Below are 14,221 nucleotides of genomic sequence, written 5' to 3'. Positions count from 1 at the left end.
GATAGATTTCCTTTGGCCCGGGCCGGGCGAGCCTATGCCCTCACATATTTCTGGTCGACAGCCAGAAGTCCGGGACAGTCATAGTGCCGCAAGCCTATGCCGAAACCCGCAACGGGTGTCGAAAGGCGCGTTATCGATGGGGAAGAGAGAAGGCGGTGGTGCCGCTTAGGTGACTCGAACACCTGGCCCCATCATTACGAATGATGTGCTCTACCAACTGAGCTAAAGCGGCACTCTCGCCGGATCGTTAAACGCGCAACCGTGGTGTCGCAACGCGCTTCGCGAACCGAAAAATGGAGGCCCGAGCCGGAATCGAACCGGCGTACAAGGATTTGCAGTCCTCTGCGTCACCACTCCGCCATCGGGCCACCGGCAGCCGAAGCAACCGGGAAGCGGCCCTCTAACGAGTCATCTGCGCATTGGCAATCGCCTTGATGGCCCGCCGGCAACTTACGTAACGTCAATCTGGACGCACGCACCGTAAGTGGGCAGGAAGTCGCCATGAGTGCTTCAGACCTGATCAGCCCCATCACCGGTACGTCCGGCCCCGTACACCTTCCTGCAGCTGAGGACTGGATGCAGGGACGCACCCTTTATGGCGGTGCATCGACGCTGCTCGCCTACACTGCTGCCAAGCGCGAATATCCCGATCTGCCGCCACTCAGGAGCGCGCAAGTCGCCTTCGTCGCGCCGGTTGGCGACACTGTCGAGCCGCGGATCGAGATGATCCGCGAGGGTCGCAACGTCACGCAGCTTCGCAGCGAATTGCTGGTCGATGGCAAGCCGGCCCTCAGCGCGTTTTTCGTATTCGGGACCGAACGTGAACCGAATGCGGTCCACCCTGCACCGAAGGCCGACCCGTGGCCCGGCGCGCCTGAAGATGCCGAAAAAGTGCCCGAGCCCAAGGGCAAGCATTTCATCTCGAATTACGAGTTGCGGCGGGCGCAGGACACAAGCGGCCCGGGCGAACCGGTCGTCAGGCGCTGGTTCCGCCCGAAAACCGACCACGGGCTTGACCCGATTTCCTTGCTGATCCTGATCGGGGACACGCTACCACCAGGCGCCATGCGCGCCATGCAACGGCAGGGGCCGCTCAGCTCCATCAACTGGATGTTCAACATCCTAGAGCCCGAGCCCACGACGCGGGACGGCTGGTGGCTGGCCGAAACGGCAAGCGACCATGCCGGACACGGCTATTCTTCGGAAAGGCTGCGGCTGTGGAATGCCGACGGGGAACTTGTAATGGTCGGGATGCAGGCCGCCGCGATCTTCGGTTAGTCGCGGACTTATATCCAGGTCAGACGTCCTCGAAATTGGGGCGGCGCTTTTCCATTCCCGACATCACCGCCTCGACCTGGTTTTTCGAACGCATGATGGCGTGCTGTTCGACGCTCTCATCCATCAGGATTGCATCGGTGTCCTTTTCCATCATGCCTGCCTGAAGGCGTTTTGCAGCGCGGATGGCATGCGGATTGCGATTGGCGATTTCGCTGGCGATCGCGGTCGCCTTGGCATGCGGGTTCGCATCGACGTGGGTCGCGAGCCCGTATTCTTTCGCTTCTTCACCGGTGAATTCGCGGTTGGTGTATACGAGCTCTCGCATGACATCATCGCGCACCAGCCCGCGCCACAGTGCATAACCGCCCATGTCGGGAACAAGGCCCCACTTCATTTCCATGATGGCCATGCGGGTTTCGGGATGGACGACGCGGATGTCTGCTCCGCTGGCGATCTGCAGGCCGCCACCGAAGCAAACGCCGTGCACTGCCGCGATCACCGGAACCGGTAGCTTGCGCCAGACCATCGCAGCCTGCTGCGCGCGATTTGCATTGCCATGCGTACGCTGGGTCAGGTCGGGTTCGTCCGGTGAAGGCTTGCGGGCAAAGTTCGAAAGGTCGAGACCCGCGCAGAACGCCCTGCCCTCGCCCGAAAGGACGACCACGCGAACACCCTTAATGCCATGGAGTTCGTGGCCTGCTTCGATAATGCGCTCGAACATTTCATGGTCCAGCGCATTCATCTTGTCTGCACGGGTGAGCTTGACCTGGGCGACACCGTCCTCGCCCAGGTGGATGGAAACGCGATCGTTCGCCGGCATGGTCATTATGGTAGTCCCCAAAACTTGCTTTCGCGGCAAACTGCCGCATGCGCCCATTGCTGTAAAGCGCCTGCAGTTCAGTCGTGGCGATCGAAGCGAAAGGCGCTGGGACCCGGAATGGCATCGACCAGGTAGCCGCCATCGGGATGCGTGAGGAGGATGTCGGACAGGCCGTAAACGGCAAGCTTGCTGCGCACCCTTGCAACATGAACCGCCACGCTGTTCGTGTTCGGTTCGTAGTCAATGCGCCACACCTCCGACAGCAACTGGCGCCGCGAGACAGGCTCGCCGGGCGATTCCAGCAGTCGCCAAAGCAGCTGGAATTCCCGTGGGTGCAGGCCGAGCCAGCGATCCTCCACCCTCCCGTCCCGATGCATGAGGTCGAGCGTAACATCGCCTACCTCGCGAAACCGGGGCACGACTTCCTCTCCCTCGAGCCATAATTTCGGAGCTCGCATTGCGACCATCTTGGACCTCAAGTGATTTATTTTTACGATTTGATTGCCGATTTTGCCCGCTACCCTTTCCCGATCAGGTAGCCGGACGTCAGGACGGTTCGAACCCGATCCTGCGGTTCCTGATGACCGACGGGCTCAACGCTTCCAGAACTGTGGGCGCCGGTTCACGCCAATCCCGATAAGGGCCGAACCTGCCCAGACGCTTGCGATGCTGGACGAACCCGCCAGCCATGACAGCCAGCATTCCCCATGACGGGGCGATAGTGACGATTGCGTAAGTGATCGGGGACATCGCTTCGGTCAGTTCGCGGGCGATGTGCCCAAATACCGAAATCAGCTGGAATCCCGCGAACCAGAGCGGCCATGTGCGGTTGGCGTAGATTGCGAAAAACGCCGCGAGCAGGGCCATGGTTGTGTCGAGCCCTGCATGAAAAGCGTCCACGCCCCGCAACTGGTACAGCTCGCTGAACATCAGATGGTACAGCTTGTCCATTCCGATCAGCAGGACCAGCCAGATCAGTGCTGCAGCCCGTTCCGGACCGCCCCCGCGCCATAACATGACGACGGATAGAAGCAGTCCGAAAACGAGCTGGAAGTCAGCCTTGTTTGCAAGAACGAAGTTCAGCATGGTCGGTCGATGCCAGTCAGGCGGCCTCGCTCTGCATCGGTGCGGGTTCCACGATTGCCGAAGGTTCGATGATCGTCGGGATATCTTCCTCTCCCACCGCCTTCACGCGAGCCACGCGGCTGAGTTCTTCATGCACGCGAAGGAGGTTGGTCGACATGGCCATCGCCTGCTGTTCCGCCTGATTCAGTCGCATGAGGGCTCGCTGTCCGGCATCCACTTCGATTGCCGGGTTCTGACGAGCGGCCAGCATCGCCTGCTTCAGGCGGGAAAAGGCGATCATCGATTCATCGGCGAGAGCTTCTGCTTCGCGCATCAGCTTCTTGAGATTGCGGGCGTCGGCAAGGATACGTTCGGACATGGATTTTCTCCCCTGTCCGCACCACTCACTGTGCGGACTGGACATAGTCATCGGGGACGGCGGCCTTCCCATCCAAAGCCTCGCTAAGGGTCACTGCGGTCGTCACCATCAGGACGACCGCTGCCAGGATGCCGAATGCGATCCCGACGATGACAGCGAGACGGGCAAGAACGGCATGTTCACCGTCGAGCGCCCCGGGGACGACTTTCGGCTCGCCAGGATGCTCGATCAGCCCTTGGCCAGGCGTTTGCAGGAGAGCGCGATATACCGCCTCCTCCGTGTCGACCCGGGTCATGCCTGCCCCAACAACCGGATCATCCGGCAGCTGATTTTTTATATATACAGCTTCGCTCAAGTCCCCTTCGGGAACGTAATCCGGTGAATTGGCTCGGTAATTCTCGACCAGCTCGTTCAGGCTGCCGGCTTCGAATATGTCCTTCAGTGCGCGAATGTGCTGGTTGATGCGCGTTTCGGACACGCCAAGTTCCTGCGCGATTACCTTGATCGGTACGCGGCGGTCGATCCGCTCGATTACAGAGCGCTGACGATCAGTCAGTGGCCGAGGGGGATCGGCCGATGTTTGATTATCTTGCGCAGCGTCCATAACGATCAAAATCGATCGCAAGGAAATGCGATCCGACCAAATTTGTCGAAGCCGTGGCTTCTGTCGTTCATTTGCCCCCTAGGCCGCCGAGCTGTTCACGCCGAGCGAAGTCAAATAGCGTTTCACATTGCGGGCGGCCTGGCGCAGGCGTTGTTCGTTTTCGACCATGGCGATCCGGACGAAACCCTCGCCCTCCTCGCCATATCCGACGCCAGGCGCGACAGCGACCTTGGCATGAGTAAGTAATTGTTTTGAAAATTCAAGGCTGCCCATGTCGGCAAGAGCCGGCGGCAGGGGCGCCCATGCGAACATCGATGCGCGGGGAGCGGGAATCTCCCAGCCGGCCCTGCCGAATGCTTCGACCATGACGTCGCGGCGCTTGTGATAAAGCTGGCGATTGCTCTCGACGATGTCCTGTGGCCCGTTCAGTGCCGCGCAGGCTGCGGCCTGGATCGGCGTGAATGCGCCGTAGTCGAGATAGCTTTTTACCCGGGACATGGCTGCAATCAGGCTCTTGTTGCCGACCGCAAAGCCCATGCGCCAGCCAGCCATCGAATAGGTCTTCGACATGCTCGTGAATTCGATGGCGACGTCCTTTGCGCCCTTCACCTGCATGATCGATGGCGTGGGATTGCCGTCATAATACAGTTCGGAATAGGCGAGGTCGGACAGGATCCAGACCTTGTTCTCCTTCGCCCAGGCGACCAGGCGTTCGTAAAATGCGAGATCAACGACTTCCGCAGTCGGGTTCGAAGGATAGTTGACGACGAGCACGCTGGGACGCGGCACGGTGAAATGCATCGCCTTTTCCAAGCTTCTGAAATAGTTCTCGTCCGGCGTGGTCGGCACGCTGCGAATGGTCGCGCCTGCGATGATGAACCCGAACGTGTGGATCGGATAGGACGGGTTGGGAGCGAGCACGACGTCGCCCGGTGCAGTGATTGCCGTGGCAAGACTGGCCAGACCCTCTTTCGAGCCCATGGTCACGACAACTTCGGTTTCGGGGTCGATGTCCACGCCGAAACGGCGGCCATAATAATTGGCCTGTGCGCGGCGCAGCCCCGGAATGCCTTTCGATTGCGAATATCCGTGCGCGTCCGGTTTTTGCGCAACTTCGCACAATTTATCGATGACGTGCTGCGGCGGCGGCTGGTCGGGATTGCCCATACCGAGGTCGATGATGTCCTCACCCGCGAGACGTGCCGCGTGACGCATGCCGTTGACTTCGGCGATAACGTAAGGCGGCAAGCGCTTCATGCGGTAGAAATCGGTATCCATAGGGTCCTTCGGCCAATCATGCTGGCGGCGTGATTGCCGCGCTGCATACGAATCTACGCATATATCGGGTGCAGATGAAATGCACATTCGTTATGTCATCGGCAGCAACATCTTTCATTGCGCAGCGGCAGTACGGAGCACGACATGGCGAACGACCCCGGCGACTTCTGGAAACAGCAGGCAGAACCCTTCCGTGCGTTCTTCGACATGCAAGGCGAGGCGATGCGCGAGATGTTCGGCCAGTTGCCACAGGCAATGGCAGCCTCGCAGTCTCAGCCCGGCGCCTCCCCCTATACGCCCGAAGACGTTGCCGAATGGTCGCGCACAGCCAGCGAAATGCATGCGATGTGGCTGGAGTTTGTCCAGCAACAGGCGAAGAAATCTGCCGCCACCGGAAACCCGCTCGACCCTGCACAATTCATGCTGCTGACCCAGAGCCTGGCAAAACAGGTTCCGACTGCATCCTTCGAAGCCGCCCAGAAAATGGCAGGCGACACCATGGCGCTGTGGCAAGGGGTGTTCAGCCGGTTTGCAGCCGGCAGCGAGGACCAGGATCACAAGCCCGAACTGCCGCGCAAGGACCGCCGTTTTTCCGATCCGGCGTGGCAGGACCACCCGGCATTTGCACTGCTGCATCAAACCTATCTGATGCTGTCAGAGTATTTCGTTTCGGCCGCAAAGAACCTGAAGGGCATCGGCACCGAAGAAAAGAAGCAGCTCGAATTCGCGACCACCGCGCTGGTCGAAGCGATGAGCCCGGACAATTTCATCCTGACCAACCCAGTCGTGCTGAAGCGCACCATCGAGACCAAGGGGCAGAACCTGGTTAAGGGTATGCGCCATCTCATCAAGGATCTGGAGCGTGGGCAACTGACCCACACCGATGCCGATGCGTTCACTCTCGGCGAAAATCTGGCCGCGACCCCGGGAAAGGTCGTATTCGAGACAAACCTGTACCAGCTGATCCAGTACAGCCCCTCGACGGAGGAGGTTTACGAGGTTCCGCTCGTTATCTTCCCACCGTGGATCAACCGCTTCTATATTCTCGACCTCACGCCCAAGAAGAGCTTCATCAAATGGGCGGTCGACCAGGGGATAACCGTCTTCGTCGTCAGCTGGAAATCGGCCGATGCCAGCATGAAGGACATCGTCTGGGACGATTACATTCGCAGCCAGATCGAGGCGATCGACAAGGTGCGCGAGCGGCTGAAGGTCCCGGCGGTCCACACCATCGGATATTGCGTGGCCGGTACGACGCTGGCGGCAACACTGGCCATCCTCGCCCGGCGGGGCGAAGCCGACAAGGTGAAGAGCGCGACGTTCTTCACCGCCCAGGTCGATTTCGAGAAGAGCGGCGAGCTCAAGCACTTCATCGACGATGGTCAGCTGCAGATGATCGGCTCGCTATCGAACGACGGATATCTCGACGGTCGCTATCTCGCGATGACGTTCAACTCGCTGCGCGGGAAGGACCTGATCTGGAACTACGTCGTCAACAATTACCTGCTGGGTGAAGACTATCCGGCCTTCGACCTGCTGCACTGGAACGGCGACGTCACCAATCTGCCCGCGAAGTGGCACAATGATTACCTGCGCGACCTCTATCGCGACAACAAGCTGGTGGTCCCCGACGCGCTGGAGGCTGACGGCACGCCGATCGACCTGACGCAGGTCCACACGCCTTCATACATTCAGGCCGGCAAGGAAGATCACATCGCGCCGGCGGAAAGCGTGTGGCGCATCACCCGCCACTTCAAGGGGCCTGTAAACTTCCTCCTCGCAGGCTCGGGCCATATCGCCGGCGTGGTCAATCCGCCCGACGCCAACAAATACCAGTACTGGACCGGCGACAGTTCGGCCGCATCGTTGCAAGAATTCCGCGACGGGGCGACCGAGCATCCGGGAAGCTGGTGGCCGAACTGGATCGAATGGCTGGAAGCTCAGGACAGCGCCAAAGTCCCCGCAACCGGCAAGCGGAAACCCGGTGGGAAGGGCGATAAAGTGATCGAAGATGCTCCCGGTCGCTACGTGAAAGCCCGTTAACGCACTAAATTCACTCGCCTTTCTCCGTTATTGTGCACTGCACAAAAAATCCTTGACTTCGCAGTTGCAATGCCTATTTTTGTGCACTGCAACATGAAGCGAGGTTTCTATGGCTGAAAATGCCAACCAGTCGAAGATCGATGCCGCTGCCGAGAAGGCTTATGCCGAAGCAGCTGCAAAGACCAAGGTGAGCGAGAAAGCAGTCGCGAAAGCCGTCGAAGCGGATGCTCCGAAGGCTGAAGTGAAGGTCGAAGCCGTCAAGAAGGCGGTGAAGGCTCCTGCGAAGAAAGCTGCACCCAAGAAGAAGGCCGTAGCCAAGAAGGCTGCGCCCAAGAAGAAGACTGTCGCTGCCAAGCCTGCCCCCAAGAAGGCTGTTGTAGCGAAATCGAAGGCTGCGCCGAAGAAGGCTGCCGCCAAACCAGCTCAGACCACCAAGGTTTCCCAGATTAAGGACAAGATCATGGCCACTGCAAAGACCACCGATTTCACCAAAACCGCCAAGGAAATGGCTGCCGACGTTCAGACCCGCATGAAGACTGCCTATGCCAAGACCGGCGAATTCGCTGGCGAAGTAGGCGAATTCAGCAAGGCTAATGTCGAAGCAGTCGTCGAATCCGGCAAGATTTTCTTCGCTGGCGCCCAGGAACTGGCCCGCACCGACATCGAAAACGGCAAGTCCGCTTTCGAAACCGTCACCGCAGACGTGAAGAAGATGGCAACCGTCAAGTCGCCGACCGAATTCATGCAGCTGCAAGGCGAGCTGGCCCGTCGTAACTTCGACGCAGCCGTTTCGTTCGGTTCGCAGCGCACCGAAGCTCTCGTGAAACTTTACAACGATGCATTCGCGCCGATTTCGAACCGCGTCAGCGTCGCTGCTGAAAAGATCAAGAAGGCTGCCTAAGCCTTACTGATTTAAGTTCTGCTGGGCCGGCATCTCCTCTCTCCCTCGCCGGCTCGCGAACAAGGACCGGGCGGACCCTAGTGGTTCGTCCGGTTTTCCTTTTCTGGCGTGTTGAAATCGTAATCGCACCACCGGCTTAAGGTATTTTAGCGAAACGCGGGCAAACGCATTCTTGCGATTCTCCCAAGCGATACGATATTGGCCCACCTATGATCCGATCGACCACCTATCCTTCCCGCACGATTGCGCAGCCCATCCCATTTGTCGCGATGGCTGATGATGCAGGCGACGACGCGGGCAGTGACGATCAGGTCGGCATCGCCACCAAGACCAAGGCACGCCCTAAAAAGCCGAGCCAGTACAAGGTGCTGATGCTCAACGACGATTACACGCCGATGGAATTCGTCGTCATGGTGCTCAAACGGTTCTTCTCGATGGACCTCGAACAGGCGACCCGCGTCATGCTCCAGGTCCACCAGAAAGGCGTGGGTGTATGCGGAATCTTCCCATACGAGGTTGCCGAAACGAAGGTGAACCAGGTGATGGATTTTGCGCGGCAGAACCAGCACCCGCTGCAGTGCACCCTCGAAAAGGCCTGACCCGGGACAAAAATCGCGCTAGGGGCGTTCGAACAAAGCAATCCGATCGCGTCCCGAGGCAGTTTGTCAAATCCCCTTCCCAGCATTGACCGCTATATCCTGCGGCTGACGCTCATCCCCATGCTCGGGGTTTTCGCGCTGGCGGCATCGTTGCTGCTGCTCGAAAAAATGCTGCGCCTGTTCCAGTTCGTTGGCGAGGAAGGCGGCCCGATCGGCGTCGTTTTCCGGATGCTCGCTGCACTTATCCCCGAATATGCCAGCCTTGCAATTCCGCTGGGGCTGCTGCTCGGCGTCCTGCTCGCCTTCCGCAAGCTGGCGACCTCCAGCGAACTCGACGTGATGCGTGCGGTCGGCATGAGCTACAACCGGCTGCTGCGCACGCCCTACCTGATCACTGCAGTGCTCGTCGCGGTCAACGTCGCGCTGGTGTTCTACATCCAGCCAAAGAGCCGTTTCTACTACGAGCAGATGGAATACGAACTGCGGTCAGGGGCGCTGGGTGCCTCGATCAAGGTCGGAGAGTTCACGACTCTGAAGGACCGCATGGCCCTCAGGATCGAGCAGAGCGAGGACGAAGGCCGGCAGCTGAAAGGGATCTTCGCCCGCGTATCCAACGACAAGGGCCAGGTGCTGTCGATCTCTGCACGCGAAGGCGCTTTCCTCGCCACCAGCGACAGCCCCGACACGATCATCCTGCGCCTGAGCGATGGTACGATCATCCAGGATACGGGGGCAGAAGGAACAAGTCCGCGCGTGTTGAGCTTCACCCGGCACGATCTTCCGATCGACCTGCCCCGGATAGAGGAATTCCGGAACCGGGGGGACGACGAGCGGGAATACATTCTGCCGGAACTGCTCCGCATTGGCTGGAACCAGAATGCGCCGGACGATGTGCGCGACGCGAGCCAGGCGAGTTTCAATTTCAGGCTGGTCGAAGTCGTGATGATGCTGCTGATGCCATTGCTCGCCGTGGCCCTGGCCATCCCTCCGAAGCGATCCACGAGCGCGCTTGGCGTCTTCGTGTCGATCATCATGGTCGTTTCCTATCACAAGGTGAACCAGTACGGCGAAGACATTGCCGCGCTTGGCCGGGTCGATCCGATCCTTGCCCTGTGGGGCCCGTTTGCCCTGTTCGCCGCTTTGATCCTGTGGATGTATTATCGCGTCGCCTATGTTCCCGGAGGACAGGCAATCGGCGCGCTCGAGGCGTGGTTCGCGAAGCTGACAAAGCGCCTGCGCAAGCTGTTCAAGCGCCGCCGTCCGCGCCAGGTCGCGGCGATGGAAACTGCACCGGCAGAATAGGACCAGGGGCCCGATGCAATTCGATTTCTTCCCTTCGAAGAGCCTGACCTTCTACCTCGGCCGGCTGTTCATTGCGCGCATCCTCGCCGTGCTGGTGATGCTGGTCCTGGTGCTGATGATGCTCGACCTCCTGGCCAAGAGCGGCGACATCCTCGCCGTTGCCGGTAACGGGCAGGGAGAACTGCTGACCTATGCGGGATTGCGCATACCGCAGCTTATCCAGCGCTTCGTGCCCTATGCCGTACTTCTTGCCACCATCATCACGCTGGTCGCCCTTAATCAGAACAGCGAAGTCATCGCGATGAAGGCCGCGGGTTTATCGGCGCACCAGGTCCTGGCGCCGCTGCTGCTCACCGCAGGGATCGTGTCGGTCGCAAGCTTCGCCTTCAACGAACGGATCGTGACCCGCGCAACAGCCACGCTGAAAGCATGGGAAGCGGCGGAATTCGGTCCGGTGCCTGAGGCGGGTGCCTCGACGATCAGGGCCAACGTCTATCTGACTGACGGGACAAACGTCCTGACCGCCACAAATGTGACCGGCATCGGCGAAAACACCGTCATGAGCGATGTCACCTGGTACGAACGCCGCCCCGGCGGGATGATCAGCCAACGCAGCCGGGCAGAGAAAGCGACCTACGCCAACCCCGGATGGAAACTCGAGAACGTCGAGCAGTTCGACGTCGGCAGGGCCGACACGAAGACCCTCGAAAGCCTGACGGTCGGAGAGGGGCTGACGCTCGACCAGATCGAGCTGGAAACGGTCGATCCCGATGCAGAAGACTTCTTCACCCTATCGCGATCAATCGACGCCTATGAGGCAGCCGGTCGCCGCACATCCGAATTGCGGGCGAAATGGTGGCACAAGATTTCCGGGCCCCTGTCGGCTTTCCTCATGCCGCTCCTTGGCGCGGTTGCCGCATTCGGCCTCGCACGATCGGGGCAGCTCTTCCTGCGTGCAATCATCGGGATGGCGCTCGGTTTTGCCTATTTCGTGGTCGACAATGCAGCGCTCGCGATGGGTAGCTTCGGCGGATATCCGCCCTTCCTTGCAGCGTGGGGACCCTTCCTGCTGTTCCTGCTGATCGGCGAGACCGTGCTCGTGCGGACGGAAGAGTAGCCGGGAACAAAGGCGCGTACGGCCCGTTTCTTTGCCACATTCTTGCCACAAAGGAGCAAAGAAATGAAAAAGCTAGCAATCCCCGTCCTCGCCCTTGGTCTTGCTCTCGGTGCCTGTGCCGAAACCGACTCGCCGGAAGGCGATGGCACCGAAACCGTCGTGGAACCCACCGCAACCGAAACCACCGTCGTAACGGAAGAAGTACCGGTCGAAGTTCCGGCGACGACCGAAGAAGGTTCGAGCGTCCGGATCGACGGTTCGGACGTCGATGCGACCATCAGTGAAGATGGCGTGAAGGCCGACATCAAGGTCGACTAACACCCGAAAGCAACGCGCTTACTGAAAAGGCCGCGGGTCCTTCATGGACTTCGCGGCCTTTTTGTATCCGGAGGTTCGCTATCGTTAGTCAGTCGGCGGCGCGCCGCTTCATCGTGCTCTGCGCGATGCGCGCGACCAGCACCGCCATGCCCGGGTGGTTCGCCCCGTCATAGGTCGACAGCTCGCCCAGTTCCGACCGCAGGCGGCGATGCGCCTCGGGCAGGTCATGATAGGGCATCGACGGCATCAGGTGATGCAGCGCGTGATAGCGCAGTCCGACAGGTGCCCAGATCTCGGCTGCAAGGCCGGGTGGCGGCACGTTCACGCTATCGAGGAACTGCGCGGTTACCGTCATCGGCTCGCCCTCGTTCTCCCACAGATGGGCCACCAATGTGCGAAGCTGGTTGAGGACTGCCGTGAACGAGACGATCGCCATGCCGATCAGGAGCGGTCGCCAGCCGACGAACTGCGTGCTCGCAAGTAGGGTCCACGCCCAGATGAACCCGCCGAATTCCTGCCACATCACGCGGCGCCTGAAATCGCCCTCGGCAGGTTTCCGGCGAAATTCCGGATTGATCATGAGCGCCGATGCGCGCTCCCAAACCAGCTTGCGAACCGGGGGAATGATGACGCCCAGCGGCACCAGCACCGCGTAACGAAGCAGGAAACCGACCGGAGCGAGCAATGCGATAAGCACGAAAAGCGGCAGGCTCCACGGCTTCATCAGTGCAAGCGGGAGATATTCGGGATCTTCGACTGTGCCGTACTGCGTGCGCTTGTGATGCAGCGTGTGCACACCTTCGTACATGAAGCTTGGCGTCAGCAGCGGAATTCCGACCAGCAGGTTCCAGGCCGTCCGAAAACCGGGCAGCGCATCGCGGTGGATATGCGTAAGCTCGTGAATGAACATCAGCGCGCGGTAGAGCGCGAGCGAAGACACCAGGCCGAGTACAACGGCCATCGGCACGCTTTCGACCAGAATCGCCCCTGCCATGGCGCCATAACCCACCAGCACCGACAACAGCATGTCGGGCCAGTAATAGGCACCCCTGGCCGTCCCCAGCCCCTTGGTCAGGTCGCGGGCGGCACGCAGCATCGCCTTGTCATCGCTGGCAAGGAACTGTGCGCGGGTAGCGGGTGCGGGGCGCGTGGGCGCGCCTTGATCGAATGCAGTGTCCATGGTCATAATCGGGTCTCGGTTCCCTCTACCGCAAGAACGCGGCTGAGGACAAACAAGTGATCTCTACCAGAGTAATCGACTGGCTTGCTTGACTTGAAGCAAAATGCACACACAGGATTATCTCAAAGCTGAACAGGATAGTCCGAGTGAGCGATAGAGAGATAGTGATCGAGCAGGTTTCCGGCAAGAAGGGACGCGCCCGTTTCGTGGACATCGGACGTGCGTTTGCCGCCCGCGTGCCTCATGCCGTTCCGCAAATCCGCTCCGAACAGCTCGAACTGGTCAATCCCGACAAGAACCCGTTCTTCGGCCATGCCCGGGTGGCATTCTTCGTCGCAACGCGCGGCGGCAAGCCTGTCGGCCGTATCTCGGCGCATATCGACGAGATGGCTCTTGCCATGCCTGCCGACCAGGGATTTGGCCCCGGCACGGGCATGTTCGGCTATTTCGACGGCACCGACGAACAGGTCGCCCATGCCTTGCTCGCCAGAGCCGAGGAATGGCTGAAAGCCGAAGGAATGACCCGTATCCTGGGCCCGATCTCGCTCTCGATCTGGGAAGAGCCAGGTCTTTTGGTGAGCGGCCAGGATCACTCGCCGATGATCATGATGGGTCACCACCCCGCCGAATATCAGGGATGGATCGAGAGCTACGGCTTCGAACGCGCCAAGACCCTGCGCACCTATGATCTCGACATCAGCCACGATTTCCCTCCGCTGATCCAGCGGATCGTCAAATCGGGCAAGCGGAACGAGCGGATCAATGTCCGCCCCGTCGACAAGAGCCGCTGGGACGAGGAAGTCGCCATCGTGCTTCACATCCTCAACGATGCATGGTCGAAAAACTGGGGCTTCGTACCGTTCACGCCGGAAGAAGTGGCTTATGCCGGCAAGAAGCTTCGCCCGATCATCCATGAAGACCTGAACATGATTGCCGAGGTCGATGGAAGGCCTGTGGCATTCATGCTGACCTTCCCAGACATCAACGATGTGCTCAAGGACATCGACGGGAAGCTGTTTCCCTTCGGCTGGGTGAAGCTGCTGCGCTGGCTGAAGAAGCCGAAGCAGGCCAATATGCGCGTTCCGTTGATGGGCGTCCTCAAAGAGTTGCACAATTCTCGTGTCGCCAGCCAGCTCGCCTTCATGATGATCAGCGACATCCGTGAAGTCGCCGCCGACAAGTTCAACGGCGTGCGGGGCGAACTCGGTTGGGTGCTGGACGACAATCAGGGAATGATCGCAATTGCCGATGCAATCGAGAGCACGATCAACCGCGAGTATGCGATCTATGAGAAGCCTTTGAGCGCCTGATCTCCGGCCGATGTGGCGGCGCGGCAA

Annotated in this window: 15 protein-coding genes and 2 tRNA genes; 8 read left to right on the top strand and 9 right to left on the bottom strand. The window is 59.9% G+C overall.

All coding sequences use genetic code 11. The features are described 5' to 3' along the window. Positions 1-156: 156 nt before the first annotated feature. Together AMC99_RS01615 and AMC99_RS01610 are read right to left on the bottom strand one after the other, a co-directional pair. A tRNA-Thr gene (locus AMC99_RS01615) sits at positions 157-232 on the bottom strand. A 62-nt stretch (positions 233-294) separates the two neighbouring features. Then, positions 295-368: transfer RNA gene (locus tag AMC99_RS01610), tRNA-Cys, on the bottom strand. A 133-nt stretch (positions 369-501) separates the two neighbouring features. On the opposite strand from AMC99_RS01610, the gene AMC99_RS01605 reads away from it, so the two are divergent. Continuing rightward, positions 502-1,278: an acyl-CoA thioesterase gene (locus AMC99_RS01605; RefSeq protein WP_061921939.1), complete on the top strand. Its 777-nt coding sequence runs from the start codon at positions 502-504 to the stop codon at positions 1,276-1,278. A gap of 19 nt (positions 1,279-1,297) precedes the next feature. Here the strand turns inward: AMC99_RS01605 and AMC99_RS01600 are convergent, their stop codons facing one another. From AMC99_RS01600 to AMC99_RS01575, 6 genes are all read right to left on the bottom strand, one after another. Further along, positions 1,298-2,104: a crotonase/enoyl-CoA hydratase family protein gene (locus tag AMC99_RS01600; protein WP_083440042.1), complete on the bottom strand. Its 807-nt coding sequence runs from the start codon at positions 2,102-2,104 to the stop codon at positions 1,298-1,300. 71 nt (positions 2,105-2,175) lie between these two features. Then, entirely contained in the window at positions 2,176-2,556 is a 381-nt protein-coding gene (locus AMC99_RS01595) for a winged helix-turn-helix domain-containing protein (RefSeq protein ID WP_198143558.1), read from the bottom strand. Positions 2,557-2,644: 88 nt separating this feature from the next. Next, positions 2,645-3,184 (bottom strand): hypothetical protein, encoded by a 540-nt coding sequence (locus AMC99_RS01590; RefSeq protein ID WP_061921928.1) that lies wholly within the window; start codon positions 3,182-3,184, stop codon positions 2,645-2,647. 16 nt (positions 3,185-3,200) lie between these two features. After that, positions 3,201-3,542, bottom strand: a complete 342-nt coding sequence (locus AMC99_RS01585) for a hypothetical protein (protein ID WP_061921925.1) — start codon at positions 3,540-3,542, stop codon at positions 3,201-3,203. 25 nt (positions 3,543-3,567) lie between these two features. Then, the gene (locus AMC99_RS01580) at positions 3,568-4,146 is read right to left on the bottom strand and encodes a helix-turn-helix domain-containing protein (protein WP_232301467.1); all 579 of its coding nucleotides are present in this window, start codon (positions 4,144-4,146) and stop codon (positions 3,568-3,570) included. A 78-nt stretch (positions 4,147-4,224) separates the two neighbouring features. Next, complete coding sequence (locus tag AMC99_RS01575) at positions 4,225-5,424, bottom strand: LL-diaminopimelate aminotransferase (protein ID WP_061921922.1); 1,200 nt, start codon at positions 5,422-5,424, stop codon at positions 4,225-4,227. Positions 5,425-5,568: 144 nt separating this feature from the next. Here AMC99_RS01575 and AMC99_RS01570 point away from each other — a divergent pair, with 144 nt between their 5' ends. From AMC99_RS01570 to AMC99_RS01545, 6 genes are all read left to right on the top strand, one after another. Next, the gene (locus AMC99_RS01570; protein WP_061921919.1) at positions 5,569-7,467 is read left to right on the top strand and encodes a PHA/PHB synthase family protein; all 1,899 of its coding nucleotides are present in this window, start codon (positions 5,569-5,571) and stop codon (positions 7,465-7,467) included. A 109-nt stretch (positions 7,468-7,576) separates the two neighbouring features. Then, positions 7,577-8,368: a phasin family protein gene (locus tag AMC99_RS01565; protein WP_061921916.1), complete on the top strand. Its 792-nt coding sequence runs from the start codon at positions 7,577-7,579 to the stop codon at positions 8,366-8,368. Between the two features lie 269 nt (positions 8,369-8,637). Then, positions 8,638-8,967: an ATP-dependent Clp protease adapter ClpS gene (gene clpS, locus AMC99_RS01560; RefSeq protein WP_061927534.1), complete on the top strand. Its 330-nt coding sequence runs from the start codon at positions 8,638-8,640 to the stop codon at positions 8,965-8,967. A 120-nt stretch (positions 8,968-9,087) separates the two neighbouring features. Next, the gene (locus AMC99_RS01555; protein WP_061927532.1) at positions 9,088-10,269 is read left to right on the top strand and encodes an LptF/LptG family permease; all 1,182 of its coding nucleotides are present in this window, start codon (positions 9,088-9,090) and stop codon (positions 10,267-10,269) included. Between the two features lie 13 nt (positions 10,270-10,282). Continuing rightward, positions 10,283-11,386: an LPS export ABC transporter permease LptG gene (gene lptG / locus AMC99_RS01550; RefSeq protein WP_061921913.1), complete on the top strand. Its 1,104-nt coding sequence runs from the start codon at positions 10,283-10,285 to the stop codon at positions 11,384-11,386. A 63-nt stretch (positions 11,387-11,449) separates the two neighbouring features. Beyond that, positions 11,450-11,704, top strand: a complete 255-nt coding sequence (locus AMC99_RS01545; protein ID WP_061921910.1) for a hypothetical protein — start codon at positions 11,450-11,452, stop codon at positions 11,702-11,704. An 88-nt stretch (positions 11,705-11,792) separates the two neighbouring features. Here the strand turns inward: AMC99_RS01545 and AMC99_RS01540 are convergent, their stop codons facing one another. Next, the gene (locus tag AMC99_RS01540; RefSeq protein ID WP_157058227.1) at positions 11,793-12,890 is read right to left on the bottom strand and encodes a fatty acid desaturase family protein; all 1,098 of its coding nucleotides are present in this window, start codon (positions 12,888-12,890) and stop codon (positions 11,793-11,795) included. 140 nt (positions 12,891-13,030) lie between these two features. Between AMC99_RS01540 and AMC99_RS01535 the strand changes: the two genes are divergently transcribed. Beyond that, positions 13,031-14,194 (top strand): hypothetical protein, encoded by a 1,164-nt coding sequence (locus AMC99_RS01535; RefSeq protein ID WP_061921907.1) that lies wholly within the window; start codon positions 13,031-13,033, stop codon positions 14,192-14,194. Positions 14,195-14,221: the final 27 nt, after the last annotated feature.

The sequence above is a fragment of the Altererythrobacter epoxidivorans genome, from assembly GCF_001281485.1.
GTDB classification, from domain to species: domain Bacteria; phylum Pseudomonadota; class Alphaproteobacteria; order Sphingomonadales; family Sphingomonadaceae; genus Erythrobacter; species Erythrobacter epoxidivorans.
This window is presented reverse-complemented; position numbering and strand designations above follow the sequence as displayed.

What these genes read in the sequence shown, in the direction of transcription:
- AMC99_RS01580 (WP_232301467.1), bottom strand. Translation starts at nt 4,146, where the DNA reads ATGGACGCTGCGCAAGATAATCAAACATCGGCCGATCCCCCTCGGCCA.
- AMC99_RS01555 (WP_061927532.1), top strand. Translation starts at nt 9,088, where the DNA reads ATGCTCGGGGTTTTCGCGCTGGCGGCATCGTTGCTGCTGCTCGAAAAA.
- AMC99_RS01590 (WP_061921928.1), bottom strand. Translation starts at nt 3,184, where the DNA reads ATGCTGAACTTCGTTCTTGCAAACAAGGCTGACTTCCAGCTCGTTTTC.
- AMC99_RS01545 (WP_061921910.1), top strand. Translation starts at nt 11,450, where the DNA reads ATGAAAAAGCTAGCAATCCCCGTCCTCGCCCTTGGTCTTGCTCTCGGT.
- AMC99_RS01585 (WP_061921925.1), bottom strand. Translation starts at nt 3,542, where the DNA reads ATGTCCGAACGTATCCTTGCCGACGCCCGCAATCTCAAGAAGCTGATG.
- AMC99_RS01575 (WP_061921922.1), bottom strand. Translation starts at nt 5,424, where the DNA reads ATGGATACCGATTTCTACCGCATGAAGCGCTTGCCGCCTTACGTTATC.
- AMC99_RS01540 (WP_157058227.1), bottom strand. Translation starts at nt 12,890, where the DNA reads ATGACCATGGACACTGCATTCGATCAAGGCGCGCCCACGCGCCCCGCA.
- AMC99_RS01600 (WP_083440042.1), bottom strand. Translation starts at nt 2,104, where the DNA reads ATGACCATGCCGGCGAACGATCGCGTTTCCATCCACCTGGGCGAGGAC.
- AMC99_RS01565 (WP_061921916.1), top strand. Translation starts at nt 7,577, where the DNA reads ATGGCTGAAAATGCCAACCAGTCGAAGATCGATGCCGCTGCCGAGAAG.
- AMC99_RS01570 (WP_061921919.1), top strand. Translation starts at nt 5,569, where the DNA reads ATGGCGAACGACCCCGGCGACTTCTGGAAACAGCAGGCAGAACCCTTC.
- AMC99_RS01595 (WP_198143558.1), bottom strand. Translation starts at nt 2,556, where the DNA reads ATGCGAGCTCCGAAATTATGGCTCGAGGGAGAGGAAGTCGTGCCCCGG.
- clpS (WP_061927534.1), top strand. Translation starts at nt 8,638, where the DNA reads ATGGCTGATGATGCAGGCGACGACGCGGGCAGTGACGATCAGGTCGGC.
- AMC99_RS01605 (WP_061921939.1), top strand. Translation starts at nt 502, where the DNA reads ATGAGTGCTTCAGACCTGATCAGCCCCATCACCGGTACGTCCGGCCCC.
- lptG (WP_061921913.1), top strand. Translation starts at nt 10,283, where the DNA reads ATGCAATTCGATTTCTTCCCTTCGAAGAGCCTGACCTTCTACCTCGGC.